This window comes from Pseudomonas sp. VMV1 (genome assembly GCF_056790235.1).
In genome coordinates, this window is the sequence record NZ_JBXGSE010000002.1 from 787,484 (window position 1) to 812,383 (window position 24,900).

The 24,900-nt window shown below is 61.4% G+C and carries 23 protein-coding genes and 1 pseudogene; 7 read left to right on the forward strand and 17 right to left on the reverse strand.

The window, feature by feature from the left end; all coding sequences use genetic code 11:
• Nucleotides 1-429: 429 nt before the first annotated feature.
• Both ACUCV0_RS09175 and ACUCV0_RS09180 read left to right on the forward strand, forming a co-directional pair.
• On the forward strand, nucleotides 430-807 hold the full coding sequence (locus ACUCV0_RS09175) for a DUF4440 domain-containing protein (protein ID WP_313647272.1): 378 nt from the start codon (nucleotides 430-432) through the stop codon (nucleotides 805-807).
• Between the two features lie 429 nt (nucleotides 808-1,236).
• Entirely contained in the window at nucleotides 1,237-2,493 is a 1,257-nt protein-coding gene (locus tag ACUCV0_RS09180) for a diguanylate cyclase domain-containing protein (protein WP_313647273.1), read from the forward strand.
• 139 nt (nucleotides 2,494-2,632) lie between these two features.
• Here ACUCV0_RS09180 and ACUCV0_RS09185 read toward each other — a convergent pair whose 3' ends face one another.
• The 7 genes from ACUCV0_RS09185 to ACUCV0_RS09215 all read right to left on the reverse strand — a co-directional run bounded on the left by ACUCV0_RS09185 (nucleotide 2,633) and on the right by ACUCV0_RS09215 (nucleotide 9,578).
• Complete coding sequence (locus ACUCV0_RS09185) at nucleotides 2,633-3,598, reverse strand: endonuclease (protein WP_482212590.1); 966 nt, start codon at nucleotides 3,596-3,598, stop codon at nucleotides 2,633-2,635.
• Between the two features lie 221 nt (nucleotides 3,599-3,819).
• A complete protein-coding gene (locus ACUCV0_RS09190) occupies nucleotides 3,820-4,137 on the reverse strand; it encodes a hypothetical protein (protein ID WP_482212522.1) in 318 nt (105 codons plus the stop codon).
• Nucleotides 4,138-4,511: 374 nt separating this feature from the next.
• Nucleotides 4,512-4,715, reverse strand: a complete 204-nt coding sequence (locus ACUCV0_RS09195) for a hypothetical protein (RefSeq protein WP_313647276.1) — start codon at nucleotides 4,713-4,715, stop codon at nucleotides 4,512-4,514.
• 362 nt (nucleotides 4,716-5,077) lie between these two features.
• Nucleotides 5,078-6,250, reverse strand: a complete 1,173-nt coding sequence (locus ACUCV0_RS09200; protein WP_482212523.1) for an MFS transporter — start codon at nucleotides 6,248-6,250, stop codon at nucleotides 5,078-5,080.
• A 76-nt stretch (nucleotides 6,251-6,326) separates the two neighbouring features.
• Entirely contained in the window at nucleotides 6,327-6,815 is a 489-nt protein-coding gene (locus ACUCV0_RS09205) for a DUF3237 domain-containing protein (RefSeq protein WP_271655203.1), read from the reverse strand.
• Nucleotides 6,816-6,856: 41 nt separating this feature from the next.
• Complete coding sequence (locus ACUCV0_RS09210; protein ID WP_313647278.1) at nucleotides 6,857-8,191, reverse strand: alginate export family protein; 1,335 nt, start codon at nucleotides 8,189-8,191, stop codon at nucleotides 6,857-6,859.
• A 124-nt stretch (nucleotides 8,192-8,315) separates the two neighbouring features.
• Nucleotides 8,316-9,578 carry a serine hydrolase domain-containing protein gene (locus tag ACUCV0_RS09215; RefSeq protein ID WP_482212524.1) on the reverse strand — a complete coding sequence of 421 codons (1,263 nt, stop codon included), beginning with the start codon at nucleotides 9,576-9,578 and terminating at the stop codon, nucleotides 8,316-8,318.
• Nucleotides 9,579-9,719: 141 nt separating this feature from the next.
• Here ACUCV0_RS09215 and ACUCV0_RS09220 point away from each other — a divergent pair, with 141 nt between their 5' ends.
• Nucleotides 9,720-10,340: a TetR/AcrR family transcriptional regulator gene (locus ACUCV0_RS09220; protein WP_059315264.1), complete on the forward strand. Its 621-nt coding sequence runs from the start codon at nucleotides 9,720-9,722 to the stop codon at nucleotides 10,338-10,340.
• Nucleotides 10,341-10,602: 262 nt separating this feature from the next.
• The gene (locus ACUCV0_RS09225; RefSeq protein WP_313647279.1) at nucleotides 10,603-10,818 is read left to right on the forward strand and encodes a hypothetical protein; all 216 of its coding nucleotides are present in this window, start codon (nucleotides 10,603-10,605) and stop codon (nucleotides 10,816-10,818) included.
• Nucleotides 10,819-11,037: 219 nt separating this feature from the next.
• Here the strand turns inward: ACUCV0_RS09225 and ACUCV0_RS09230 are convergent, their stop codons facing one another.
• The 4 genes from ACUCV0_RS09230 to ACUCV0_RS09245 all read right to left on the reverse strand — a co-directional run bounded on the left by ACUCV0_RS09230 (nucleotide 11,038) and on the right by ACUCV0_RS09245 (nucleotide 14,967).
• Nucleotides 11,038-11,529 carry a DUF4126 domain-containing protein gene (locus ACUCV0_RS09230; protein ID WP_313647350.1) on the reverse strand — a complete coding sequence of 164 codons (492 nt, stop codon included), beginning with the start codon at nucleotides 11,527-11,529 and terminating at the stop codon, nucleotides 11,038-11,040.
• 338 nt (nucleotides 11,530-11,867) lie between these two features.
• Entirely contained in the window at nucleotides 11,868-12,389 is a 522-nt protein-coding gene (locus tag ACUCV0_RS09235) for an alpha/beta hydrolase (RefSeq protein WP_059315262.1), read from the reverse strand.
• 197 nt (nucleotides 12,390-12,586) lie between these two features.
• Nucleotides 12,587-13,318 (reverse strand): TrmH family RNA methyltransferase, encoded by a 732-nt coding sequence (locus ACUCV0_RS09240; RefSeq protein ID WP_059315261.1) that lies wholly within the window; start codon nucleotides 13,316-13,318, stop codon nucleotides 12,587-12,589.
• Complete coding sequence (locus ACUCV0_RS09245) at nucleotides 13,318-14,967, reverse strand: NAD(P)/FAD-dependent oxidoreductase (protein WP_271655190.1); 1,650 nt, start codon at nucleotides 14,965-14,967, stop codon at nucleotides 13,318-13,320. Before ACUCV0_RS09245 ends, ACUCV0_RS09240 begins: the two co-directional genes overlap by 1 nt.
• A gap of 245 nt (nucleotides 14,968-15,212) precedes the next feature.
• Between ACUCV0_RS09245 and rlmE the strand changes: the two genes are divergently transcribed.
• Together rlmE and ACUCV0_RS09255 are read left to right on the forward strand one after the other, a co-directional pair.
• A complete protein-coding gene (gene rlmE / locus ACUCV0_RS09250) occupies nucleotides 15,213-15,833 on the forward strand; it encodes a 23S rRNA (uridine(2552)-2'-O)-methyltransferase RlmE (RefSeq protein ID WP_313647280.1) in 621 nt (206 codons plus the stop codon).
• Between the two features lie 413 nt (nucleotides 15,834-16,246).
• Nucleotides 16,247-16,618 carry a hypothetical protein gene (locus ACUCV0_RS09255; RefSeq protein WP_059315258.1) on the forward strand — a complete coding sequence of 124 codons (372 nt, stop codon included), beginning with the start codon at nucleotides 16,247-16,249 and terminating at the stop codon, nucleotides 16,616-16,618.
• A 150-nt stretch (nucleotides 16,619-16,768) separates the two neighbouring features.
• Here the strand turns inward: ACUCV0_RS09255 and ACUCV0_RS09260 are convergent, their stop codons facing one another.
• From ACUCV0_RS09260 to ACUCV0_RS09275, 4 genes are all read right to left on the reverse strand, one after another.
• Complete coding sequence (locus ACUCV0_RS09260; RefSeq protein ID WP_313647281.1) at nucleotides 16,769-18,427, reverse strand: methyl-accepting chemotaxis protein; 1,659 nt, start codon at nucleotides 18,425-18,427, stop codon at nucleotides 16,769-16,771.
• Between the two features lie 381 nt (nucleotides 18,428-18,808).
• Nucleotides 18,809-19,165 (reverse strand): response regulator, encoded by a 357-nt coding sequence (locus tag ACUCV0_RS09265; protein ID WP_059315256.1) that lies wholly within the window; start codon nucleotides 19,163-19,165, stop codon nucleotides 18,809-18,811.
• A 452-nt stretch (nucleotides 19,166-19,617) separates the two neighbouring features.
• Entirely contained in the window at nucleotides 19,618-20,181 is a 564-nt protein-coding gene (locus ACUCV0_RS09270) for a DUF1993 family protein (RefSeq protein ID WP_313647282.1), read from the reverse strand.
• A gap of 94 nt (nucleotides 20,182-20,275) precedes the next feature.
• Nucleotides 20,276-20,908 carry an MSMEG_1061 family FMN-dependent PPOX-type flavoprotein gene (locus tag ACUCV0_RS09275; RefSeq protein ID WP_313647283.1) on the reverse strand — a complete coding sequence of 211 codons (633 nt, stop codon included), beginning with the start codon at nucleotides 20,906-20,908 and terminating at the stop codon, nucleotides 20,276-20,278.
• 327 nt (nucleotides 20,909-21,235) lie between these two features.
• Here ACUCV0_RS09275 and ACUCV0_RS09280 point away from each other — a divergent pair, with 327 nt between their 5' ends.
• Nucleotides 21,236-21,934 (forward strand): glutathione S-transferase N-terminal domain-containing protein, encoded by a 699-nt coding sequence (locus tag ACUCV0_RS09280; RefSeq protein WP_313647284.1) that lies wholly within the window; start codon nucleotides 21,236-21,238, stop codon nucleotides 21,932-21,934.
• A gap of 106 nt (nucleotides 21,935-22,040) precedes the next feature.
• Here the strand turns inward: ACUCV0_RS09280 and ACUCV0_RS09285 are convergent.
• Both ACUCV0_RS09285 and ACUCV0_RS09290 read right to left on the reverse strand, forming a co-directional pair.
• Nucleotides 22,041-23,290, reverse strand: a pseudogene (locus ACUCV0_RS09285) (cation:proton antiporter).
• Between the two features lie 29 nt (nucleotides 23,291-23,319).
• Nucleotides 23,320-24,465: a mechanosensitive ion channel family protein gene (locus ACUCV0_RS09290; protein WP_271655182.1), complete on the reverse strand. Its 1,146-nt coding sequence runs from the start codon at nucleotides 24,463-24,465 to the stop codon at nucleotides 23,320-23,322.
• Nucleotides 24,466-24,900 lie beyond the last annotated feature (435 nt).

The following is a 24,900-nucleotide window of genomic DNA, read 5'->3' on the forward strand; positions in this document are numbered from 1 at the left end:
TTCCTTTGTTGTAGTTGTTGGAACGAATACGAAGTGAAGGTCGCAAATGAAGGTATTTGTCTGTCATCGTACAACCATCCTGATTCTGCCTGCCTGATGAGCGCGAATGCAACCCGTTGTAAAATCCGAATCGAGGCGCACGCCAGGGTTGAAAGGCTCCCTTTTGGAACGGGTCGGACTCCATCCGAATCATTACCCTTTGGCGAATCTTATCTTTGGGGGCAATACCTTGCTTACTTTTGCAGGGGGCATTCACGTGGGGCCTGTCGGGTATGCCAGTGTTGACGATGGTTGACAGCCCTTGCGCCGGCTCACCGGGATCCATTCAAGGTTTCCTCTGGCCAGGCAATCCGTAATCGGTAGCGCGGCCTTACCACTAAGGGTCCAGGACCAGGACACCCTGACACTACGCTCGCGGAGGATACTGTTATGACGCGCTACCTGGATGAGGTTGTCGACCTGCACCTGCTGATCGAGGCCTTTTTCTCGCGGGGTGAGGGGGACGTGGCCTCCCTCATCGAGCGGTTTCATCCTGACTTTTCCATGATTACCACCACGGGTAATCATATTGACCTGTCGCATTTAGCGCAGATGTTCGGCAACCGTATCGGCACGCAGCCAGGATTGACGATCGAGCTTTCGGAGTTCAAGACCTTGGCCGAGTGGGGCGATGGCTCTTTGGTAGGTTATCGAGAAACGCATCATGTAAAGGGCGGCGATTCGCGATCACGTCTTTCCACGGCGTTATTATTGGTTCGGGAAGGGCGAGTACTTTGGCGCCACCTTCACGAAACCTGGTCTGCCTGAATCAAGACGTCTACCAAGTTAGATAAAAATTCGATTTTGATAGGTAGCGTTTTCGATACGCGGTCGGTGAAGGAAGACCAGCAAAGGCGCGGGTATAGGGCTTCGTGATTCTTGACTGTATTGATTGAAAGTGGATTTGGTGAAGAGCTGGATATGCCTGCGGTGCTTATCCAGCAGTGGCATGCGCACTTGGCAAGACATCATTGTGCCAAGCCCTGCTAAAGATTTCGTTCCGGTAGCCGATAACCTCAAGGTTATTTTGCCAGCCTTGCTTTGCTTCGACCTTCTCTTTTGGTTCTTATGGTGTTTGCCCATTTTATAGTGGTCGGAAGAGCGAATGATGAAGCTTGAGCAATGAAGGATTAATGCGCTTTTTAGATGTGTCAGTACGCCGCTCGGTCTTGTCGGCAACAAAGGTCATAATCGTCTATGAGCACTGTGAGTGAGCCGGTTTATTCTGCCGTTTGGTCAACTGACGCCAGAGGTATCTGCATTTCCAGCCTCGAAAGCCCGGCTGGCCTTATCCCCCTGATGAAAGGCGTGTCACTCAGCGCCTGGTTGGGGGTAGTGCAGGCCGATGATGACGCAAGGATTGCCATGGAGCTCGCCGCAGCCTTGGAGCATGTGGCACCTTTCAATATCGAGGTACCCATTCAGTGTACGGATGGAGCTACGCGGCGAGTGATGTTTTCGGGGTTGCCGAGTCTCTCTTCGGGCACTGCGCAGGGGCAATACAGCGGGTTTATCCTCGATATAACCGGGCAACGCAGGGCGTTGGAAGACGCGCTGCGAGCTGCAGCGGAATACCGCCTGTTGGTGGAGAACAGCACGGATCTGATCGCCCATTGTGATACCAATGGCCGGTATATCTCGGTATCTCCCTCCTATAGCAAGATGATCGGCTGGTCGGCGGAAGAAATGGTAGGTCGATTGGTCGTAGAGTTCCTGCATCCTGACGACCAAGGCCCTGCAAAGGATGCCTTGGCTCACCTCTTCAATGGCGGCGTGGTGCCCGATGTCGTCGAAGTACGCAAGCAGCATCGTGACGGTCACTTCATCACCCTCGGTACCAAGGCTTGTTGTGTCAGCGATCCAAGTACCGGCCATAGCATAGGGGCGGTACTGGTATCGCGTGATATCACACGCGAAAAGTTAAGACTGGTGGAGCTGGAAAAGCTGGCGTCCTGTGATCCCTTGACCGGGTTGTCCAATCGCGCCTGCATCAGCGAGCGAGTGCATTCGATGCTACTGCAACGCGAGGATCATATTGAAACGGCAGTGCTGTTCATCGACCTGAACGGATTCAAGGCAGTAAACGATTCCCTGGGGCATGCGGCGGGGGATGCCTTGCTGCTGAAGGTGAGTCAGCGACTTCAAGGCTGTATGCGTTGTGGTGACGTGATAGGGCGCATGGGTGGCGATGAATTCGTCGTTGCTTCCAAGTGCGGCGATCGCAATGCTGCGACGGTAGTGGCCCAGCGTCTGCTCGATAGCCTGAAGGCGCCATTCGATATTCACGGCGCGAAGGTGCAAGTGGGCGCCTCTATCGGTATAAGCCTCTCGGGGCCCAGCGTGACGACCCCCACTGTATTGTTCGAGCATGCGGATCTGGCGATGTATCGAGCCAAGGCGCGACGTGACGGTTCGTATGAGGTTTATGAGCCGGCGACAGGACCCATAACCTGACCGGGTTATGCTGGCGTTTTCGCCTCGCTCGAACGACTGTCGATTTTCCAGGTTGTGAATGGAGGTTTCGGCAGAAGCCTGCTCGATCCGTTACCTCCAGATCGAGCAGTCCACGTTCAAGCGTTAGCGCGCTTGCCCCTTAGTGTGAGCAATTGCCGGCCTTGGTGAAACCTGCCGCCTTTGCCTCGGCTTCGGAGGCGAAGCTGACCTGGTTCTTGGGCGATACCTGGGTATAGCTGGGGCAGCCTTCGGGCAGGTGATAGACATGGCTGTTACGGTTGCCGATGATCACGCCCTGGCCAGCCTTCACGGGGCTGGCGCTCTTCGTCGGCGCAACCGGCGCCGGCTTCGGGGCTGGCAGGGGGCTGACGATGCCGTCACCGACCTGCTTGTAGCCCAGCGTCCAATGGCGCTCACCGGACACGAACGGGTTGCCATAACCCATCACGGCGGCGATCCGCTGATCGCGTTCGCGTTCCCAGGCGGTCACCGGATGCTGCTTGTCCCAGGCCATGAGCAGTTGCTGCTGCTGACGGGACATGTTCAGCGCGTATCGATCGAACATGTAGAAGGTGACTCGGGCCACCAGGCCCTTGACGTCATCGCGGGGCTCAGTGGTGCGCCCCTGGAAATCGACCTTGGTCGAGCACTGGCCATATTGCGACGGTACGCCCTGAGCCATGCCGTAGTTAAAGTTGGCCCGGTCGCCATTCACCTCGCCCACGGCGGGGTAGAGGTTGAAAAGATCAGCCTCCATGGCGCGGAATACGGGATCGTCGGCGACACAGTGTTCACGTCCCCCGTTTTGCCAGCACTGGCGCTGATGGCCGAAGGTCCAGGCCGGCACGATGTGCTCCCACTCGGTACGCTCGCCCCGGGTCTCCTGCTTGCGGGCCTGGAAGCCGCACGACGAGGCATCGAGTCGGCCTCCGGACTTGCCTACCCACTCCCATTTGCAACCGCAGTACAGATCACCCTGCGCGCTCGTGTTCTGGTCGAAATAGACTTTCTGTTTGGCGATCACCTTGGCTTCAACGAAGGTGTCAGGTGGCGCGGCGTAAGCGGAGGTAACCAGCAGCGGAGCGGCGAGGAGCAGCGAGAGCAAAAGGCGCATGAATCTTCACAGGTCAAATAGGGCGCCGAATTGTATAGCTTTTGCCCGGAGCACGGCGGGCGTAGTCAGCTAGATCCTTGTCGATTCGAGTAAAGGGCGCTCCTTTGGCTTCAGGCGCGGGTTCGATCTCGCTGCCCAGCCCGCCGTTCGCGGCGCCGCTGCGCCAGGCAAGCGTGCGCGTCTTGAGTGACGGTCGGCGATCGCCTTGCCCATCAAGGCTGGTGGGTGAGGATCCTTTCGACGTCAGTGAGCTTCTGGTTCATCGCGTCCGCATCCGGCCGGCTGATGGTTCCGTTGCGCGTTTGCAGATGCCCCGCCAGGGTCTGCACCTGCTCCACGGCCAAATGCAGCTTCGCTGCCTCTGGCTTGGAGACTTGGCGCTCCTTCACGGCAGTGTCTATGCGCTCATTCAGAGAGGCGGCGCGCTGCTGAAGGTAGTCGCTATCCGTTTCCAACGCCTGGTGGCCGAACGCGGGAGTGCCAAACAGAATCGCGGGCGCTAGCAGCAGGGGTAGCAACAGAGGGCGCATGGCAAGGTTCTCGTGGTGAGGAAGGGGGCTGACCGCTGTGTCAGCACCTCAGAGGTGGCGCCCTACAACCGTCATCGTGCGCTTTCGCTAGACAAAAAAAGCCCCGCGCTAAGGCGGGGCTAAAGTCAATGAGGGTTGGAGCACTCATGCTAACTATGATCGCGATGTCTAATGAGAGTTCCTGTCGCGGTCTGGCGCCGGTGCATTCTCGCGGCCGTTTTCGCGCGTTCAAGCCTGCCGTACATCGCCAGCGAATCCCTCCCGCAAGCGCAAGGGCTGGACATAAGGGCATACGAATCAGGGACGAATAAAGCGGGCGGCGATGCCTGCCAATCATTCAGACGTGGTCCAAGGTACCTGTTGGTCGAGCCTACTCAGAGCGCGGGTAAGGGAACGAGCAGGGACGCTTCTACCACCAGCGTTGCTGCGAGTTCATTGAGGGTGTTGATCGCGTCGATCATGGCGCGGGCGCCTGAATCCTCGCAATCGATGCTACCTAGCTGGGCGACGTTTTCCTGCAGCTGACGATGCAGGGCCAGCAAGGCTTCGCGGACTTGGGTGTCGTTATCACTGGACATGCACGCACTCGAGATCTGGGTTTGGCAGGTGGCGTATGGCCACTATGCCTCCGCGAATTAGGTGGTGCAATAATCATTAACGCATAAAGGTCCTTGGCTGATAGACGGTTTGTCCGCCCAAAGCCAGCGTCAAGCAAGCGGACAGCGAGCTAACCCGCGGCGTATGACAGCGGCCCCAGGGGCGTCCGTTCGACCAAGTCGAGAGCTGGCGGTAAGCGACTGTAGATGGGCATCACGGTGGGAAGGCAAGGCGCTCGATCCAGGCAGGAGCGCTATCCCTGACCGGGCACCCCCTTGCTGCGCAGGACGGCAGGGGAGCCTGGACAGGGCCCACCGCCGTCCCGCTCGTTCAGTTTCCAGGATCAGGCCGAGTAGTCCAGGGCCTTGCCAGGCACTTTGCGCCGCCCGAACGACAGCATGACGACCATCAGGACGCAGCCGATCAGGATGGCGCCCGAGGAGAGGACGAAGAGGCTGCGCCGGTCGTTGCCTTCGATGAACAGGCTCAGCAGGGTCGGCGCCGCGGCGGCCGAGGCCACTTGGACCACGCCGACCAGCTTGGTCAGGCGACCGGTCGGATCATGGGTCACCACCGAAGACATGTAGTAGGACAGCGCCAGGTTCCAGCCGAAGTTCATCAGGAATACCGCGATCATCAGGTCCGACGCCGTGTGGATACGTGCCGCCAGCAGGTAGATGGCGCCGAGCACGGCCAGGGAGCCCGTGAGGATCATCGGTACCCGGCCCAGGTGCCGGCCTGCCACGCTGGGCAGGGCCGCTCCGGGCAGGCCGCCCAGCAGCCCGATGCTGATCGCCCAGCCGATCTCCACCGGCGCCACGCCAGCATCGCTGGCGATGCCTTCGACGAAGCCCCACAGCGAATAGATCGACAGCTGCAGGAACAGCATGCCAAGCAGGGAGCAGACGCCGACCAGGGTCAGCCCGGACAGCAGTGGCTCGCTGGAGCGGTGCTGCTGATCCGCGCTCTGCTTGACCGGCAGGCAGAAGCACAGCAGGCAGACCAGCCCGAACCAGCCCGACAGGTAGTAGATCGCTCCCGCGAAGCCCCGCCATTCGGCGATCATCGGCATGAACACCGCGCTGCTGGAAAAAAGCGCGGTCTGCACGAACAGCAGGATGCCGAAGGACCTGTCCTGCCCACTCATGCTGCCCAGCCAGTAGATGGCATAGGAATAGAGCACGCCGGAGCAGAGGCCCGACAGGCAGCGCAGCACAAGGAGCGGATCGAGGGCGGTGATGCTGGCGGTGGCGGCGTTGGCGAACAGCAGCAACAGCGCACTGCTGAGGGCGATGGCGCGTGGCCCGAGGTAGCGGATCATCGGCAGGTACAACAGCGTACCGACGATGGAACCGCACATTTCGACGGACATGGTCCAGCTTTGCTGGGCCAGGGTCAGGGTCAAGCGCTCGGTCAGCAGCCCGATGAAGATCGGCTGCACGCCTATGACGAGAATGGAGGCCGCGGCGATGAGGATGCACGCGGCGCGCACGACGGTTTGCTTGGCGAGGGTCATGATCGATACCTGCCGGCCTGGCCACGGGGTGGCGGCCGCTTCAGTGGAAAGCATGCCTGGGGATAGGGGAGGCCGGTCAGGCGAGTCGATAGCAGTGAATGGCGACCTGGTCGGCGGCGGGATAGCTCACCTTGCCTATCAGCACGCTGCGGGTCAGCCAGTCGAGCCGCCCGCGCGCCACCTGGAAGCGTGGAGAGCAGTGGCAGCGGTATTCCTCTTCGGCGATGGGCCAGATGCCCTGAGCCTCCAGCTCCCGTCCCTGGTCGCTGAGCACGATCAGGCCGGTATTGTGGATATTGATCCACTCGCCTCGGTCGCTGAGCAGGCTGTAGCGCGCGTCCAGCTCACCCACGCCATCGCTGCGCTGCAGATAGAAGTCGGCGCCGCCGGCGACCACCTCGCCACGAACGTTCAGGCCTTCGAAATGCCCACCCAGTATCCGGTAGTTGCGGCGCTGGCCATCCGTGCAGGCGCCCAGTCCATCGCCGGCGGCGATGGCGACATGGATGCTCATTACCCATTCCAGAGTCGGCACGCCGAGTCCGGTTTGCGTTGTCGTTGTCATCACGCACTCCTGTGCCCCCGAGGGGCGTCTGTGACTCGGGTTCAATAGCGATAGGTGAAATACAGCTCGAGGGCGCTGAAGCGGTCGTTATCGCCGAACGCCTGCTTGGCGGCGGACTTGGCCTGCACCCAGTTGTACGAGAGCGAACTGTAGAAGTGCTTGTTCGGCGTCCAGTCCAGGTACACCACGGTCTCGTCGGCGAAGCGTCGGTCGCTCACCGCGGCGCCGCGAAAGTTCTTCTCGTCGAGCCAGAACTGATAGTGAATGGCGCCCAGCGTGAAGGTGTCGGTCAGGCGGTTCTTGATCGAGAATTGCTGGACGCGCTCGTTGCTGTTGAACAGCAGGTAGTTGCCCACCACGTCACCGACCAGCCAGTTGCTCCAGTCCGTGAAGCCCTTGCTGAGCGGGTCCCAGGCCTTCTGGCGGTTGTCGGTAGGGTTGTCGTCGCCTGAGAACACGGCGTAGCGGTAGCCCAGCGTGGGGGTGAGCGGCAGGTCCTGGAACTGGTAGTCGGCCTGGGCGTACCAGGCGTTGGCGTCGTAGGTGAGGGGGCCGTCGCCGCCGCGCTGCACGGCGTATTCGCCATTCAAGGTCAGGTTCGGCACGCCCGGCAGGTGGCTGCGCAGGGCGCGCAGGTTATAGACCTGCATGCCATCGCGGCGCACGGCGGTACTGCTCCTGTTGGCCAGGGTGTCGACGGTCATGGCCATGGCACCGAGCGTTACCTGGCCGTCGAGGTCGTAGTCCAGGTTGACGCCACTCAGGCGGAAATCGCCGTAGTGGTCGTCGGTGCGCAGGGTGAAGGCCTGTGCCTGGATCGGTCCGGGATTCCACGCCAGAATCGCCGAGTCCCTGAAGGCGGTACGGGGGCCGAGCCAATAGGCGCCATCGCCGAACAGATCGAGGTTGCCGTCCATGACGATGAACCCGGTGCCGATGAGGTAGTTCTGGCGGCCAACGGTGAGCGTCCAGTCACCCGCTTGCACTCCGGCATAGAGTTCTTCAGGTGCCACGCGGCCGTCGGAGCTGCGCGTGAAGCCACCGGCATCGCCATCACCGAAGGTGGTGGCGGCGACCACCGAACCACCCGCGAGCAGCCGGACGGTATCGCTGAGCGAGTAATCGAGGGTAACGCTGGGTTTTACGTAGAACTCCTGCCAGCCGATCTTGCTGCCGTCGTTCTCGCCGCTACGCACGTCAACGCGGCCGGTGCCGAAGTTGACGCCGCGGGTGGTGATGGAGGCGCCGCCAACCGTCAGGTTGACCTCGCCTGTGAGGTTCTCGTACTGGAACGGATAGCCCGCCAGGGCCGGCTGGCTGGCCAGCGGAACGCCGAGCGCGAATAGCGCGCGGAAACAGCGCTTGAGTCCGTACATATGAAGCTCCTGTCTAATTTTTTTTATTACAGGGCAGTGAAGGGCGGCCAAGGCGGCCACCTGATACCTGACGCAGCAGGTAGGAGCGCTGGCGAGCCGGCGCTCCTGGATCTTGTAGTGTCGGTCAGCCGTGCAACTGGGCAGCGATGGCCCGCAGCAGGCGCACGGTGTCGATATCCAGTTCGGTGACCGCCTCGGGCAGTGACGACTGCTTGACGATCACCACGTCCGAGGTGAAGTCGACGAACAGGTATTGGCCGTGGATGCCGCTGGCCATGATGGCCGGGCTGTGGTCGTTGAAGACGTACCACTGGCTGCGATAGGAAGCGCCCGGCGTCCACTCGGAGAAATCCTTGTGCACGCCGTAGATGGCAGGGTCCGCGCCGGCTGCGATGGCGTCGATCACCGCCTGGTCGATGACCTGCTGGCCCTCGACCAAGCCGCCGTTGGCGAGCATCAGGCCGAAGCGACCCATGTCGCGCAGGGTGGCGTTGAAGCCGGCGCCGGCGACGCTGCGGCCCCAGGGGTCGGCCATGAAATGGCCGTCGCGCTCGCAGCCCAGCTGCTGCCAGATCGCCTGCAACTGCTCGGCGCAGCTCACGCCGCTGGCGCGCTCCATCACCCAGGCCAGCACCTCGGTGGTGGCCGTCACGTAATGGAACAGCCCGCCATGTTCGCAGCGTTTACGCAGCGCCGGCAGGTACTGGTACAGGGATTCGTACTGGGCGTACTCGGGGGGTGCCGGCTTGAAGCCACAGGCGTAGCCATATTGGGAGCTTTCCGACGTCGGATCGTCGTACAGCTCGGTGTAATGGACGCCCACGGCCATGTCGAACAGCTGACGCACGGTGGCGTCGCCGAAGGCACTGCCAGCCAGCTCCGGCACATAGTGCCGGGTTTGCGCCTGGGGATCGAGGACGCCCTGGTGGACCAGCTGTTCACCGAGTACGCCGATCAGCGACTTGGTGACCGAGAACATGATGTGGCGGTCAGTGGCGACCTGGCCATTGAAGTAGCGCTCGTACACCACGCGCCCCTTGTGCAGCACCAGGAAGCCGTCGGTCTTGCTGGCCAGCAGATGGTCGAGGGCGGTAACGCTGCGGCCGCAGGAACTCTCGAACGTCAGACCTTCCAGGGCTACCGGCGCATAGGTCAGCACCGCGTCGGGGCGTGGGCCGGCGGCGACGTCGATGGTAGGGCGCAGGCGCGCCAGGTTGCGGAAGCCCCAGCGATTGAACGGCGGCGACATCCAGTTGGCCCAGGTCACGCGCTGTTCCGGCTCGGCAGGGAAACCCTGCATCAGTACGGGCTCTTGTTCTTGTTGGTCGTACATCTCGCTGACTTCCCGATTTCGGGAAACCAGGGAGCGGTCGAGGATCTGGTTCATCAGACTCATCCTGGCAGTTGCCCTGCGTCGAGCAGGTACGGGAAAATAATTAACCCTGTTAATTTCTTTAGTCAATAAAATATTTTTTCGACCAAACCGGGCCAGCTATGCTTTCCGCTACCCCAGAAATCAGGAGCGACGGTGAGCGGCTTACGCGAACGTCAGAAGGCATTACGCCGAAGCGCCATCTCGGCAGCGGCGGTGGCACTGTTTCAACGCCAGGGTTTTCGCGAGACCACCGTCGAGCAGATCGCTCGTGATGCCGGTGTCTCGGCACCTACGGTGTTCAAGTATTTCGGCAGCAAGCACGAGATCATCCTGGAGATGATCAAGGAGTCCGATCGCCGGGCCCTGATCGATGTGCGCAAGCGCATCCGCGAATTCGATGATCCCGTCGATGCGCTCTGCCACCTCGAACACCTTCTCGTCAGCTATGCCCTCGAGGTGCTGCCCGCCGCGCTCTGGCGTGAGCTGCTGCCACTGGTGCTGGTAGGTGGCAACAGTGGTCTGCCCGAGGCCTACCGGCAGATGAATCGAGGGCTACAAGGCGAGATCGCCAACGTGTTGCGTGAATTGCAGGCCGCCGGCAAGCTGCGCGCCGACCTGGATGTGGAATTGGCCGCCTTCCTGCTCAACGACTACTCCCATCTGCAGCTGCTTCGCCTGACGGCCAGCGACCAGATGGATCGACAGGGGCATGCCGCCAACGTCCGCAACACCACGCGCCTGATGTTCGAGGGCATGCGTGCGGTTCCAGCATGACGGGCAAGGGCGCTTGGCTTGCCAGGCGTCTGAGCGACGCTAGCGGGTCGAACGGGGCAGGCGAGCTAGGATTCGCCTGCCACTGACGAACAGCGATGCAATGCCTAGGGCGACAGCCCTAAGCCAGCTACCGACTGAGGTTCAGTCATCATTCTCGAAACTTTTTGCGATAACCAATGCCGGCCGGCTACTTTCCTAGTAGATGATGGCAATAGGCCATTCGGCAATCGGCAGCCGTGCTTCTAGGAACAGACGTCCTCGCATGGAAGACAATGAATTTCAGGCTCCTCTCCAGCGGCTCGGTCAATTGAACCTGAACAGGATCATCGATCAGGCTCGCGCTGATCGAGCCTTCATGAATCGGCTAGTGGCCGTGCTTGAGGAATCTGGTCCAGACGATCGTACTGATGAAGAAAATGATCTGCTCGAATGGGCGCGTACTTTCCAGCGCCCGCCAGGTACCGACGCTGGCGGATGAGCGTCTTCGTACCCCATAACATTTGACTACAGTGTGGATTGCCCAGCTCTCAAGGGACGCTGGCTCGTCGCCATTCGAGCAGATGAGCTAGGTCTCTTCACCACGGGACGCTATGCAGTGAAAGCGATAGCGATGAGCTGATAGCTCCTGTCCGGCCGCGTACGCCGTACTGGACAGACTGATCGAGGCGCGGACTGCGAGCGATATGCAACCTCTGCGCTAGCAATCCTGTAGTGCTCGACGCAACCCGGCATTGCCCAGCGATACGGCCATGCAATCCTCGGCCACGCCAAGACCCGCATTGAGCCAGGCGTTGGTGCCGTAGCGCTTGCGCAGATCGATCGCAACCTTGGCGGCGATACAGGCGGCGGTCGCCCCGATCAGTGCCGGCAACATTATCGGTTGCCGCCGCGCACTTGCCAGTGCTGCCGCGCTGACACCACCCGATACGGCACGGACCAGCATAGATGGCGCGATGGTACGGTCTGGAGCGAAGGGCATCTTGTCGCCCAATAGCTCCCCGGCGGCCAGGGGCATCACGTAGCGTCGTACGCGGTGCGACGCAAGGGTGCGGGCGGGTTCGCCGGCGTCCGCTATGCCTGCACGCTCGGCCAGCGCCTGGCTGACCATGGTCGGCGCCAACATGCTGCGCATGCCAGTCACCACGCCAATCGCCACAGCGCCCCACAACAGATTGCTGGCTGTCGTCATCGTCGATTCTCCCGGTGGTTGTTCCCATACGGACCGGGTGTGCACGGGACTGTTCAGCTTGATGGCACCGAAGGTCCTATCCATGAGCCAGAACTCGTGCAGGAGCACCGCTGGCTGAGAACGCTCGGCTTGGCAACGAGATCTTCGGCTCTACCAAGGACCCCGCCCACAAAGACCAGGCGTTCGAAGCGCTTACGCGATGCTACCCAAGTAGGTGGCAAGCGCGCGTGCCGTTGAGCGCCCGGGGTATGAATCCAGAGGCCGCATACATGGCGGCATCTAGCGTTGCCAACAGGTCTCGACGATGTCACGCGTCTCCTGTGCGAGTTCCTTATCCTCTACCGTTCCCCCAGGGAGCCCCCATGGGACCTGCCTTCGCCCACGTAGAGGTCGACCGGAATCTTCGCCTGGCGTAACCGGCGATGCAGGTGCGCCGCATTGGCCAGGAAGAGGTCGCGGGTACCCGTCTGTAGGAAGGTAGGCGGTAATCCCTTGAGCTGGCCGAACAGAGGGGATAAACAGGGGTGGCCGAGATCCGCATCGCTGGCATAGAGCCGATTGATTGGCATGAGGGGGAAGGGAAGCATCACATCCACATGGCGGTTGGTGTGGAGGCGGTCTCCCAATTCGGTCAGGTCGACTTCCGGCGACAGCGGCACCAGTCCGGCCGGCATCGGCAACCCTTCATCGCGGCCGCGCAAGAGCATCGCCAGGGCAAGATTGCCATCCGCCGAGCGGCCGATGAGGACAATATTGGCGGGTGAGTACTGGCCCAGCGCATGCCGATAGGCCGTAAGGCAATCATCCAGAGCGGCTGGATAGGGATGTTCGGGCGGCAGGCGGTAATCCGCCGAAGGCATCCTGCCGAGCGAGCCGACGCACAGGTTGATCGATACCCGCTGGAAGGTCGAGCAGCTGGCGGACGCTAATCAGATCGCTCGGGCCGCCAGGCGGCGTCCTGTGTAACAAGGGTGTGTCCGTCACTGGGCCCGAGGGTCTTCTGGCTGGTCTTCCGACGCTCAAAGGGCACCACGCGACTAGGAATGGTGGCCGGACGCTACCGGCTCAACTCATAGGCGCACATGTTCACCGTCGCCGCCAGATTCAGGGACTCGATGGCTCCCGAGCCGCCGATGGTGAAGGGCTGAGCGTTCAGGGCGGTGAGTTGTTCACGAGGAACGCCGCGGGCTTCGTTGCCGAACAGGTAACAGTCGAAGGCCTTGAACTGGGCCGACTGCACGGGCTCGCCGTGCATGTCCAAGCAGGCGAGGCGAGGGAAGCGTTCCTGCAAGCCGTCGAGTTCGACGTCGAGCTCCAGCGGCGTATGGAAGATGGCGCCCATGCTGGCGCGGACGACCTTGGGGTTGTAGGGGTCGACGCTGCCGGGGCTCAGCAGGCAGCGAAAGCCACCGAACCAGGCCAGGGTACGCAGGATGGTGCCCAGGTTGCCCGGGTCCTGGATCTCGTGCAGATAGACCGCGCGTTCGCCTTCGGCGATTGCCGGCGCGCTGGTCAGAGGCACGGGCATTGGCACCACTGCCAGGATCCCTTGCGGGGTCTTGGTGTCGGCGAGCTGCCCCATCTGCCGGTCGCTGATCAGGTGCGTCCGGAACGGACTCCGCCAGTGTTCGTAGGCACCCGTCACATAGAGTTCGGCACGTTGCAGCTGGGGATTCTGCAGCGCGGCCTTCTGTAGTTCGAGTGCCAGATGTTCGCCCTCCACCAGGAAGTGGCCGAATTCGGCGCGGTACTTCTTCTGGTGGAGTTTCTTGAGGTCGTCGAGCTTCATCAGCCAGCGGCTCGGGCCAGCGGGGCATGCTGCTCGTCGGCATCCGCAAGCATCGACTTGGCCAGGGCCTCGGCCACCTTGATGCCATCCACGCCCGCCGACAGGATGCCGCCGGCATAACCGGCGCCTTCACCGGCCGGATAGAGGCCGCGAAGGTTCAGGCTTTGCAGGCTGTCGTTGTCACGGGTGATGCGCACCGGCGAGGAGGTGCGGGTTTCGATGCCGGTCAGGATGGCGTCATGGCGGTCGAAGCCGCGGATCTGCTTGCCGAAGGCGGGCAGCGCTTCGCGGATGGCCTCGATGGCGTAGGCGGGCAGCGACGGCGCTAGGTCGCCCAGGCGTACGCCGGGCTTGTAGGAAGGTTCCACTTCACCGAATTCGGTGGAGGGCACGCCGCGAATGAAGTCTCCAACCAGTTGGCCGGGTGCGGAATAGTCGCTACCGCCCAGCTCGTAGGCGCGCGACTCCAGTCGCTCCTGCAGCTCGACGCCCGCCAGCGGATCGCCGGGGAAATCCTGCTCGGGATTGATGCCCACCACGATGCCGGAGTTGGCATTGCGCTCGTTGCGCGAGTACTGGCTCATGCCGTTGGTCACGACCCGGCCCGGCTCGGAGGTGGCGGCCACCACGGTACCGCCCGGGCACATGCAGAAGCTGTACACGGCGCGGCCATTCTTGGCGTGGTGCACCAGCTTGTAGTCGGCGGCGCCCAGTTCCGGGTGGCCGGCGTACTTGCCCAGGCGGGCCTGATCGATCATGCCCTGGGGGTGTTCGATGCGGAAGCCGACAGCGAAGGGCTTGGCTTCGATATATACGCCCTGGCGGTGCAGCATGCGGAAGGTGTCGCGGGAGCTGTGGCCCAGGGCGAGGACCACATGGCGGCTGTGCAGGGTCTCGCCATTGGCGAGCACCACGCCTTCGAGCTGGCCATCGTTGATCACCAGATCCGTCACCTTGCTCTCGAAGCGGACTTCGCCGCCGAGCGCGATGATTTCCTCGCGCATGGCTGCCACCACCCCAGTGAGGCGGAAGGTGCCGATGTGCGGTTTGCTGACATAGAGGATTTCCTCAGGCGCGCCAGCGCGGACGAACTCGTGCATCACCTTGCGGGCGTAGAACTTGGGATCCTTGATCTGGCTATAGAGCTTGCCATCGGAAAACAGGCCAGCACCGCCTTCGCCGAACTGCACATTGGACTCGGGCGTCAGGACCTTCTTGCGCCACAGCGCCCAGGTGTCCTTGGTGCGGCTGCGCACATCCTTGCCGCGTTCGAGCACGATGGGCTTGAAGCCCATCTGGGCCAGCAGCAGGGCAGCGAACAGCCCGCAAGGGCCGAAACCCACCACCAGCGGGCGCTCGGTCAGGTTCGCCGGCGCCTGGCCGACCGGGTAATAGCCGGTGTCCGGGGCGGGACGTACGTGCAGGTCATTGGCGAAGCGCGCCAGCACCGCTGCCTCGTCCCTTACCTCTAGGTCAATGATGTAGATGAACAGGATGACGCTGTTCTTCTTGCGCGCATCGTAGCTGCGCTTGAACACGGTGAAATTCAGGAGATCGGCGTCGCGCAGGTTCAGGCGGCCAAGGATGGCCTGGCGCAGTTCGTCGGGGGTGTGATCAAGCGGCAGCGACAGTTCGTTGATGCGAATCATGACAATAGTCCTGGCCGGTGACTCCGGCAAAGGAAGGGAGGAGGAGGGGTAGGGCGGCGATTGTACCCGGCGGTATCGGCGCTGTCAGGCCAGGACGATGGGCGCTCGATTCGGCGGTCTAGCGGTCGCCACGGCGATCCCTGATTCGTGCCAGGGCGTTATCGGCTTATAATCGCCGCCTCTTTGCGGCCGGCCAGGTTTGGCGTGCGTCCGCTTCTCACCCGATTTCCCGTGGTAGCTCCAACATGAAACGATCCAAAAGCAGCCGTCGCTGGCTGGACGAACACGTCAACGATCCCTTCGTAAAGCGCGCTCAGAAAGACGGCCTGCGTTCACGCTCCAGCTACAAGCTGATCGAGCTCAACGAGAAGGACAAGCTGATCCGCCCCGGCATGCTGGTCATGGACCTGGGCTCGGCCCCTGGTGGCTGGTCGCAGGTGGCCGGTGGCATCGTCGGCGAGAAGGGCCGGGTGGTGGCGACCGACATCCTGCCGATGGGCGCACTCGATAACGTCGACTTCGTCCAGGGTGACTTCACCGAGGACGCCGTCTTCCAGAAGATCCTCAGCATGCTCGAAGGCCGGCAGCCCGATCTGATCGTCTCCGACATCGCGCCCAACATCAGCGGTGTCGCGGCGGCCGACCAGGCGGCGGCGATGTACCTGGTGGAGCTGACCCTCGACATGGTGCGCCAGGTGCTCAAGCCCGGCGGCAACTATGTGGTCAAGGTCTTCCAGGGTGAGGGCTCCGACGAATTCCTCAAGGATGTGCGTACCTCCTTCGAGAAGGTCTCGATCCGCAAGCCCGAAGCCTCGCGTCCCCGCTCGCGTGAGGTCTATCTGGTCGGCAAGGGCTTCAAGGGCTGAGCCGTCCAGGCGCCAGCGCGCGCTTTTCAATCTGTTCGAAGGTCCGCGGAAACGCCTGTTCGCCACGGGGGTAACCGCGACCGTAAGCAGGGGTAGGTGCGCTTCTGGCCATTTGGTCAGGGTCATTTGCCGCTTATCGCGCGGAAATCGTTGGCTAGGCGTATCCGCTGTCTGCCGTCGTTCGTTGCCATCTTCAAGGGTCCAGGCGTTAGCGGGTCTTTGTAGCACCTCGCCACCTGGCGATTGGGGCGCTACGACGTACCTGTCGCGCGTTTTGTGCAGCATCCCTGACAACTGTGAGGGGATATGTCCGTCAGGAATTAATTCCTTACCTGCTGCTAAGGTTTTTCAATCAACTGTATCCAGGCAGTTGTGGCGGCCGTCGTTCGCTTGAAAAACAGGGAGCAGGATAGATGGATGCATATGTGTTCGAGACGGCTAGGCGCCTGTTGACCGATATCTATGGGGCCCTCTACGAGATGGAGAGTGGCAGTGGCTTCAGGTGCGTGAAAGTCGAGAAGGGCCAGATCTTCTTGTACCGGCCAGGCGCTGGAGCAGCCGATGGCAATCTTGGCGAAATTGCTTTTGACGTCGAATCCCATGCGCGCAGGGCGGGGAGGGGCATTGCTGAAAGCAAGAAGTTCTTTGCGGAGCTGAAGGCCATGAATGGCCAGGCCACGGCGCGCGATAGCCGATACGACTGGCCGCGAGTGGGTTTCTCCACGAAGGAAAACGTCGAATGCATCGTGCTGAGACTGAAGCAGTTTCTTCGCCTGAACGAGTGAAAAGTTGAGGCGGGCGGGTATTCACGTGCTGTGGCGTCGCCTCGATACGCGGCCATCCCGTTCGATTGAAAGCGGCGTTAGCGAGACGCTAGGTGCCGGCTATCAGCCGGCACCAGAGCCCATTGGCTGCGCTCAGAAGCCATCAACCGGTCAGGCAGTCTCTTCGAAACGAGCGAAGCCAGCCGGCACGCCGCCATGGGGTCCGTGACGCTGGGTACCGATCAACGCCGACGTACGCTTGGCCAGGCCTGGGTCTGAACGCTTGGCGGTAGAGCGTGGCGCCTCTTGGTCTCCCGCGGCGCCGTTCAGGGTAAAGAACTCCATCAGTTGCTGAAGCTGTTCGGCCTGACTGCTCATCTCTTCTGCCGTGGCGGCCAATTCTTCGGAGGCCGAGGCGTTCTGTTGGGTGACCTGGCTCAATTGCAACATGGCGCCATTGATCTGTTCGACACCGGACGTCTGCTCTTCAGACGCTGCGGTAATCTCCTGGACCAGGTCGGAGGTCTTGCTGATGGACGGCACCATCTCGTCCAGCAGGGCGCCGGCTCGCTCGGCCAGGGCCACGCTGCCTTGGGCGACGTTGCTGATCTCCTGGGCCGCCACCTGACTGCGTTCGGCCAGCTTGCGTACCTCGGAGGCGACCACTGCAAAGCCCTTGCCGTGCTCGCCGGCACGGGCTGCCTCAATGGCGGCGTTAAGGGCTAGCAGATTGGTCTGGTAGGCGATGTCGTCGATGATGCTGATCTTGGTCGCGATGGTCTTCATGGCAATCAAGGTATCTTTCACCGCTTGCCCCCCTTCGCTGGCCTCGCGGTTCGCCTTGCCGGCCATGCCGTCGGTGACCTTGGCGTTTTCGGTATTCTGCGCGATGGAGGCCGACATCTGCTCGACGCTGGCGCTGGTTTCCTCGACCGATGCCGCCTGCTCGGTGCTGGCCTGGCTGATGCTCTGAGCGGTGGCCGATATTTCTTCCGAGGCGCTGGCCAGTCCATCGGACGCGCTGCGCACGTCACTGATGATCTGCGACAGCCGCTGGTTCATGCCGTCCATGGCGCGTAGCAGAGCGGCCGTCTCGTCGCGACCTTCGGCCTCGATGCGCTGGGTGAGGTCGCCAGCGGCCAGGCGATCGGCAATCTCGACGGCGGCCCGCAGGGGGCGGGTGATGCTGCGACTCATCAAGAAGCCCAGCAGGATGCCGAAGGCCACACCCACGGAGATGATACCGATCAGCATCACCCGGCTGTGTTCATAGAGCTGGTCGGTGAGGTCGTTGGCGTCGCTGGCATTCTGCTCTTTACGCTTGGACAGCTCGGCCATCAGCGCGCCAACCTGATCACCATAGCGACGGACACTGGCGAGTTGGTTGTCCAGTACCGGATCTGCCTCGCGCAACGCACGGTCACGAGCGAGCGTCATGGCCTGATCCAATTGGGTGGTATAGCTGGTGAGCAGGTCGTCGATTTGCCGGAAGTTGTTCGCCGACGCTTCGCTGTTGAACAGAGGGCGGGCTTTGGCCAGATTTTCCCTTACGTTGGCGAGGCCTTGTTTGACTTCCGCCTGGGCGCGACTCCGGTCCTCGTCGCTGGCTGCCAACAGGTAGTTACTGCGCGCACGACCAATGAAAATAAGATTCAGGTTGGCGTCCTTGATGTATGACAACCCCAGCAGTTCGTTTTCATAGAGTTGAGTTGCCAGATCATTGATCTGGCTGCTGTTGTTCAGACCCGCGACCCCAACCACCAGGCTGATGGCTGCGACGGCAATAAAGGACACGATAAGGCGGGTGCCGATCCTGAAATTCTTGAACATGTGAAGCTCCTGCTAAAAAGGGCGGACGGTAAAGTCCAGCCCGCAACTAAGAGGGAGTAGTGACGCCATTAGTCAGGCTTTCGGATGGGTCGTGTAGAAATTTATAGTGGCGCTAAGCCATGGAGATGAGTGGTTCGGGTTATTAGCTAGGCCGTCGCGCATATATTTAACGCGCAATTGGTTGTTGCCATTCCAGTTATCCCGATAACTATATAGTAAGGGTAATCTCCTGTAGAAAGGGTTTGGTAGATCGAAGAGTGGCGTCGTGGAGAGCCGCGTGGCGGATGGCGACTCTAGCGGTCGAATGCACTATAAGGACTTTTCAACGTCGCGGATTATAATAGAAAACTGGTGCCGCTCAACTTTCCGGCAAGTATCGAGCTAGCTGCGCTTCAACGAGCAGACGGTCAATAGTCGCTCCAGATTCCACGGTTTTGGCAGCAAGGTCATCTCGGAGAGGTGCTGGGCAGGGCCATCGAAGTACCCGGATGAGACGACGATGGGTAGCGTCGGTTGGAGCCGCCGCGCACTGAGCGCCAGATCAAATCCGGTCTTCGAGCCTGGCATCCTTACATCGGTGAACAGCAGGTCCAATGGCGGATGATTCTGTTCCAGATAGCGACAGGCGTCATCAGCGGTACTAAAGACCAATACTTCGCATTCATGCTCTTCGAAGATATCTCGGAGCATCTCAGCAAGTAGCCTTTCATCTTCAGCAATAAGGACAAGGCGATTCAAGGATGGACCTGGCTATCGTAGGACGTCGTTAGACAGGGACCGCCATGTCGGCTGCTGTTTCCGCGTTGTACGACGAGCTGGTGCCTGTACATGTTTTGTACAGTCGGCAATAGAAGACCCTTTCTGGGTGCTGGCCTGTGCCGCACAACAACTATCGTCGCTGGGATCCATGAAAAGAATAGCTTTATAAAAGGCTAGCTCAGTTAGCGAGTCCTTGTTCGATTGATCAAGCCGCTTCAAGCCTCGCGAGGATGACCCCAGGCGTTCCCCTAACGCTGCTGTCGCCCAATTGACTTGGCTGAGGGCGGGCGTCGCGGTACTCAGCCTATACCGGGTCGGTAGAATGGGGAAAGTATCCGTCATTACATAACCCGCGCCTGGCGCGCAGTGCGATTGCGGAGCAATGACGCCTGTCCTGATCGCCCCCATCCAAGGCGCCTTACCACTAGCCCTCAGGCAGACGGCGCACCGGAGCGTAGGCAGGGCAGCACATGGGCCACATAGTCGGCCTTGCCCAGCTCCACACCCTGGGCCCGCAGGATGGCGTAGGCGGTCATCACATGAAAGTAGAACTGCGGCAGCGCCCAGTCACGGACGAACTGTTCGGCGGTGAAATCGAACACCAGCCCCTGGGGTAGTTCGTGCGCGACGGCCGCTCCTTCCGTGAGGGGAGAGCGGTCGGCCGGAATGGTTTTTACCCTGTCCAGGGTTTCCTGGATTCGGGTCTGTGCCTGGGCGAGGGTGCCGGGCTGTTCCGCCCCATTGCGTCCCTCGTCGAGCAGAACTTTCAGCTCGGGTGGAAAGCTCTGGCCGTATAGGCGCAACAGGCCTTCCTGGGCCTGGACGCAGGCGAAGCGAATTTGAGTCGCCAGGGGAAACATATCGGGCGCCAGTCGTGCGACCAACAAGGCTTCGGCGGCGCCGTCCGGCCGCTGGACCTCCGCCTTGTCGAGCCAGGCCGACAAGGCCTGGAGCATGTTCACGTAGGTGGGGACGAGGATATCCGTGAAGTTCATGGTGAGGTCCTTGAGGGTTGTCGCAGGGAGACGAGGGCACTCGGCGCGTGAGCTGAGAGGGCGGTGGCAAACAGACCTGGTCTACCAGCACGCACTAGTAGAGCGTACTGGCGATACGCTGTGGCAAGGCTTGATCGTAGGCGTCTCCATCCACCTTCTCGGGGCAGAGGCTTTTTAGAATCGCGCCAGGAGTAGGCAGCGCACTGCGCCCCAAGTGTTTGGACGCATCCCACAGACCGGCCCTGATGACCGCGCGGCTGCATTGGAAGTAGACGCTGGAGACCGTGACTTCCAGAACGGTGCGGGGACGCTGGCCGTTGACTTCGAAACGCGCCAGCAGCGCCGTATCGACCGCTATCCGGGCGGTTCCATTGATGCGCAAGGTTTCGCCGATGCCGGGAATGAGGAACAGCAGGGCTACCTGAGGATCCTGAAGAATATTGCGCAGCGTATCCAGGCGGTTGTTGCCACGGCGATCTGGCAGGTAAAGGGTTTTCGAATCGTGGACATGGACGAAACCCGGTGCGTCGCCTCGTGGCGAGGCATCGAGCCCCTCGGGCCCTGAAGACGCCAGGATGACGAAAGATGCTGCCTCTATGAAGGGGCGATAGACCGGGTGGATATGATCGACTTCCTTGAGAATCGACGGTGCCGCGACCTGGCCATAGAGGCTTTCCAATGCCTGGATCGTGGAGATGTAGTCCTGGTTGTCGTCGTTCTGCGCCATGCCCGGCTCCTTGCTCTAGGTGGTTTGCGCTAGCCCACGGCTTTCGCAGCGGATAAAGGTTCTTGGTGAACTGTAGCCGATGTCCATGGGGCCTTCGCCCGGCGGAGGACACGCTCCTGCCTCATCCGCCTGGCCGGCTTCGTTCGTCAGCAAAGTTACCATTCGATAGGAAGCGGGTAGCGCCTTCAGCTGATGCTAGGTCAATGCGAGCTGAAGAAAGGCAGTCGATTCGGTGCTGATGGACCGTTGTCGCTGTCTTAAGAGACCCGGCGTACAACGGCTATCGCCTGGAACACGCCCATTGACCGACTAACGAGAGAACCACCAATGACCACTCCGCTACGCCTGTACGAATTGGCTGGTGCCGACGACAGCTGCCGCTTCAGCCCCTATTGCTGGCGCGTGCGCCTGGCGCTGGCTCACAAGGGCCTACCGGTCGAAACCGTCGCCTGGCGCTTCCACGAGAAGGAGGCCATTGCCTTCTCCGGGCAGGGCAAGGTGCCTGTGCTGGTCGACGGCGAGCACTGCGTGAGCGACAGCTGGGCCATCGCCGAGTATCTGGATCACCAGTACCCTGATCGGCCCTCGCTGCTGGGCGACGCTTCGCTCAAGGCGCTGACGCGTTTCGTCAGTCAATGGGTGGCGGACAGCGTGCATCCGGCACTCGCCCGGTTGATCCTGCCTGATGTCCATGCCGTGCTGGACGAAGCCGACAAGGACTATTTCAAGCAGACCCGCGAAGCGGCGTTTGGGGTATCCCTGGATGAGCTGGCTAGCAAGCGCGAGGCATCGCTGCAGGCCTTTCGGGCGATCCTGAAGCCGTTGCGTAGCACCCTGGCCCAACAGGATTATTTGGCGGGTGACGCGCCGGCCTACGCCGATCACATCGTATTCGGTGCCTTCCAGTGGGCCCGGGTCGTCAGCACCCAATCGCTATTGGCCCAGGACGATCCCCTCACGGCCTGGTGCGAACGCATGCTCGACGCCTACAACGGCCTGGCTCGACAGGCGCCGCAGGCCGCGTGAAGACGTAGCGGGCGACCCATGCTGAATTGGTGTCCGGTGAGCATGGGTCGACTCGTCTTTTCCCGTATCGAGCCGCCAGCGGCTGGATACGGTGCTCCGCAGTGGGTCAGTGCCGCTCCTGCGATGGGGTTGCGGCAGGATTGCATACCGTTTTCGCAACCTTGCCGATGGTCAGGCCCTGACCCAATATCGAGCAGATCACCACCACGTACGTCAGGGTGAGGATTACGTCGCGCTCGCCGCCGATGGGCAGGGAAAGGGCCAGCGCTACCGAGATCCCTCCGCGCAGGCCACCCCAGGTCAGAATCCGCCAGGAGCCGGGGACCAGCCGAAATTTCCTGCCCAGCAGCCCCACGGGGATTCCCACCGTGACCAGGCGCGCCAGTAGCGTCAGCACCGCGACCATAACCCCGCCCAGCAGCAGCGGAGGGGCCAGGTCGATCAGGATGATTTCCAGTCCGATCAGCACGAACAGCACGGCATTGAGGATCTCATCCAGGGCTCCCAAAAGGCGTCGATCCGTTTGCGTGTGGTGTCCGACATCGCCAGCGCCCGGCCATGGTTGCCGATGATCAAGCCGGCGACCACCATTGCCAGCGGACCGGATACGCCCAGGCGGTTGGCCAGGGTGTAGCCGCCCAGGACCGTCGCCAGGGTGATCAGGATCTCTTCCGGATAGCTGTCGATGCTGCGCAGCATGACAAAGGCCAGATAGCCCACGACCAGCCCCAGCAGGATGCCACCACCCGCTTCGTGGGCGAAGATTTCCAGGGTGCTGGTCACGGTGATGGGTTCGTCGTTGACCAACGTCGCCAGGAGCACCGAAAAGAGCACCACACCCACGCCATCGTTGAACAGCGACTCGCCCGCGATGACCAGTTCGGTGTTCTTGGGCGCTCCGGCCGTCTTGAGGATGCCCATGACGGCGATGGGGTCCGTCGGTGAAATCAGCGCACCGAAGATCAGGCAGTGGATCAGCGAGAGCGAGACATGGGTAAATGACAACAGATAGAACAGCGCAAATCCGACCACCAGGGTGGATACGGTCGTGCCCACGACCGCCAGCAGCGACACCTGCCAGCGAAAGGCTCTGAGCTCGCTCAGATCGATATGCAGGGCCCCGGCGAAGAGCAACACGGACAGCATCCCCTGCATCAGCAGTTCGGAGAAGTCGATGGAGCTCAGCAGGTTCTGCTCGTAGTCGCGGACCAGAGGAAACCCGAGCCAGTCCAGCCCGATGCACCCGAGGGAAAGCGCCAGGGCGATGGCCATCACGCCGATCGCTGAGGGAAGCCCGACATAGCGACGGTTCAGAAAAGCCAGAACCGCCGTTATGAAGAGAATGATCGCTGCCAGTTACAGCACGGGTCGTCTCCGAGGGGGATCTATTGGATGCCGTGTTGCGTCCAGGCATCCCGCTGAGTGTCATCCTGGCGATCCTTTTCCAGCGGAAAGTCCGCGGGCAGGGTTTCGACATAGAGACTTCGGCTGGAGAGGGCGAAACGCACGCCGATCTTGGCGAAGGCTTCCATCATCTCGATATTGATCGCCTGCTGGATGTCCATGTACACGTTGTAGCTGGCATCCAGCACGATGTAGACGACTTCGAATTCCAGCGAACTGTCACCAAAGGTCAGCAAGTGGGCGCGGTCGAAGCGCGTCTTGTCCTGCCGTTGAATGATCTCCTTCAGGGCCGTGGTGACCTGTTTGATCTGGTTGGGCTGGGAGGCGTAGGTCAGTCCGAACTTGAAGACGATACGGCGCTCTTGCAGCTTCTTGTAATTCTGGATGGTGCTGCCGATCATCTCGGCGTTCGCCATGACGATCTGCTCGCCGCCCAGGCTTCTGATCCGGGTGGTCTTGAGGCCTACGTGTTCGACCGTGCCCGCCAGGGAGCCCACGACGATGAAGTCGCCGACCTCGAAGGGTTTGTCCACCGCAATGGAGAGGGATGCGAACACATCGCCCAGGATGTTCTGCACGGCCAGGGCGATGGCGATGCCGCCGACGCCAAGGCTGGCGACGAAGGCAGTGATGTTCACCCCAAGGTTGGACAGCATGGCCAGGCCGACCACGGCCCAGAGCAACACCTTGGCCCCCCAGAGCGACAAGGTGGCCAGGGCGCTGCCCTGGTAGACGTCCGCCTGGCTATGCTTGACGAAGTAGTGGTGCACCGCCAAGGCCACCGCCCGGTTGGCCCATAGCCCGACCTGCAGCGCCGCCACCACGAACCAGAGGCTGCTGACCCGGGTCAGCCAGCGTTCGGGCAAGTCCAGTATCCCTACGCCGATCAGAATGGCGGCCAGCAACAACAGCGTATTGCTGGTGCTGGACAAGACCTGAATGGCGATATGGCTGACATGGGCACCCGGTTTCTCTGCGCGGGACCGCAGGTTTCTCAGGACGAAGCCGATGACGGTTCGGGCGAGGGTGAAGCTGAGCAGGATGGTGCACAGCATGGCGAACCAGTTGGCCAGCGAGATGCCGAGCAGACTGGTCGATAGCATGACATTGAAAAATCCTAGATCCATAAAGCAGGGGTCTTCTAGCTGATTTAAAAATAATCACGACCAGCCCGCTCAGGCGTTGTCGCGACTCGTTTTATCCAGCGCTCTCTTGGCCAACTGGAACACAGGACGCAGTCCGCCAGTTCGCCGTTCTATCAGGAACCTGCGGATCGCATCAGCCGGGTTTGAGTCCATTGAGCCGGTGCCGTGCCATTTTTTTTCGCTTTTTGGCGCATGCAACCAGTGGCAAAGCAGCCGCGATCAATAGTGAGCGCCTTTGGCCTGGGCGTTCTGGCGGGGGTGCGGACTGGCTGAATAGAAGGGGTCGTCCACCCTCGATAGGGCGGTCCGACGCTCGAGCGCAGGGTGATGAGCGCACAGCAGCGCCGGCCGGGATGGCCGTGCGCCGATAGCGAGAAGGTAAGGAGGGCAGCGGAGGTTTCGCCAGCCTGCCAAGGT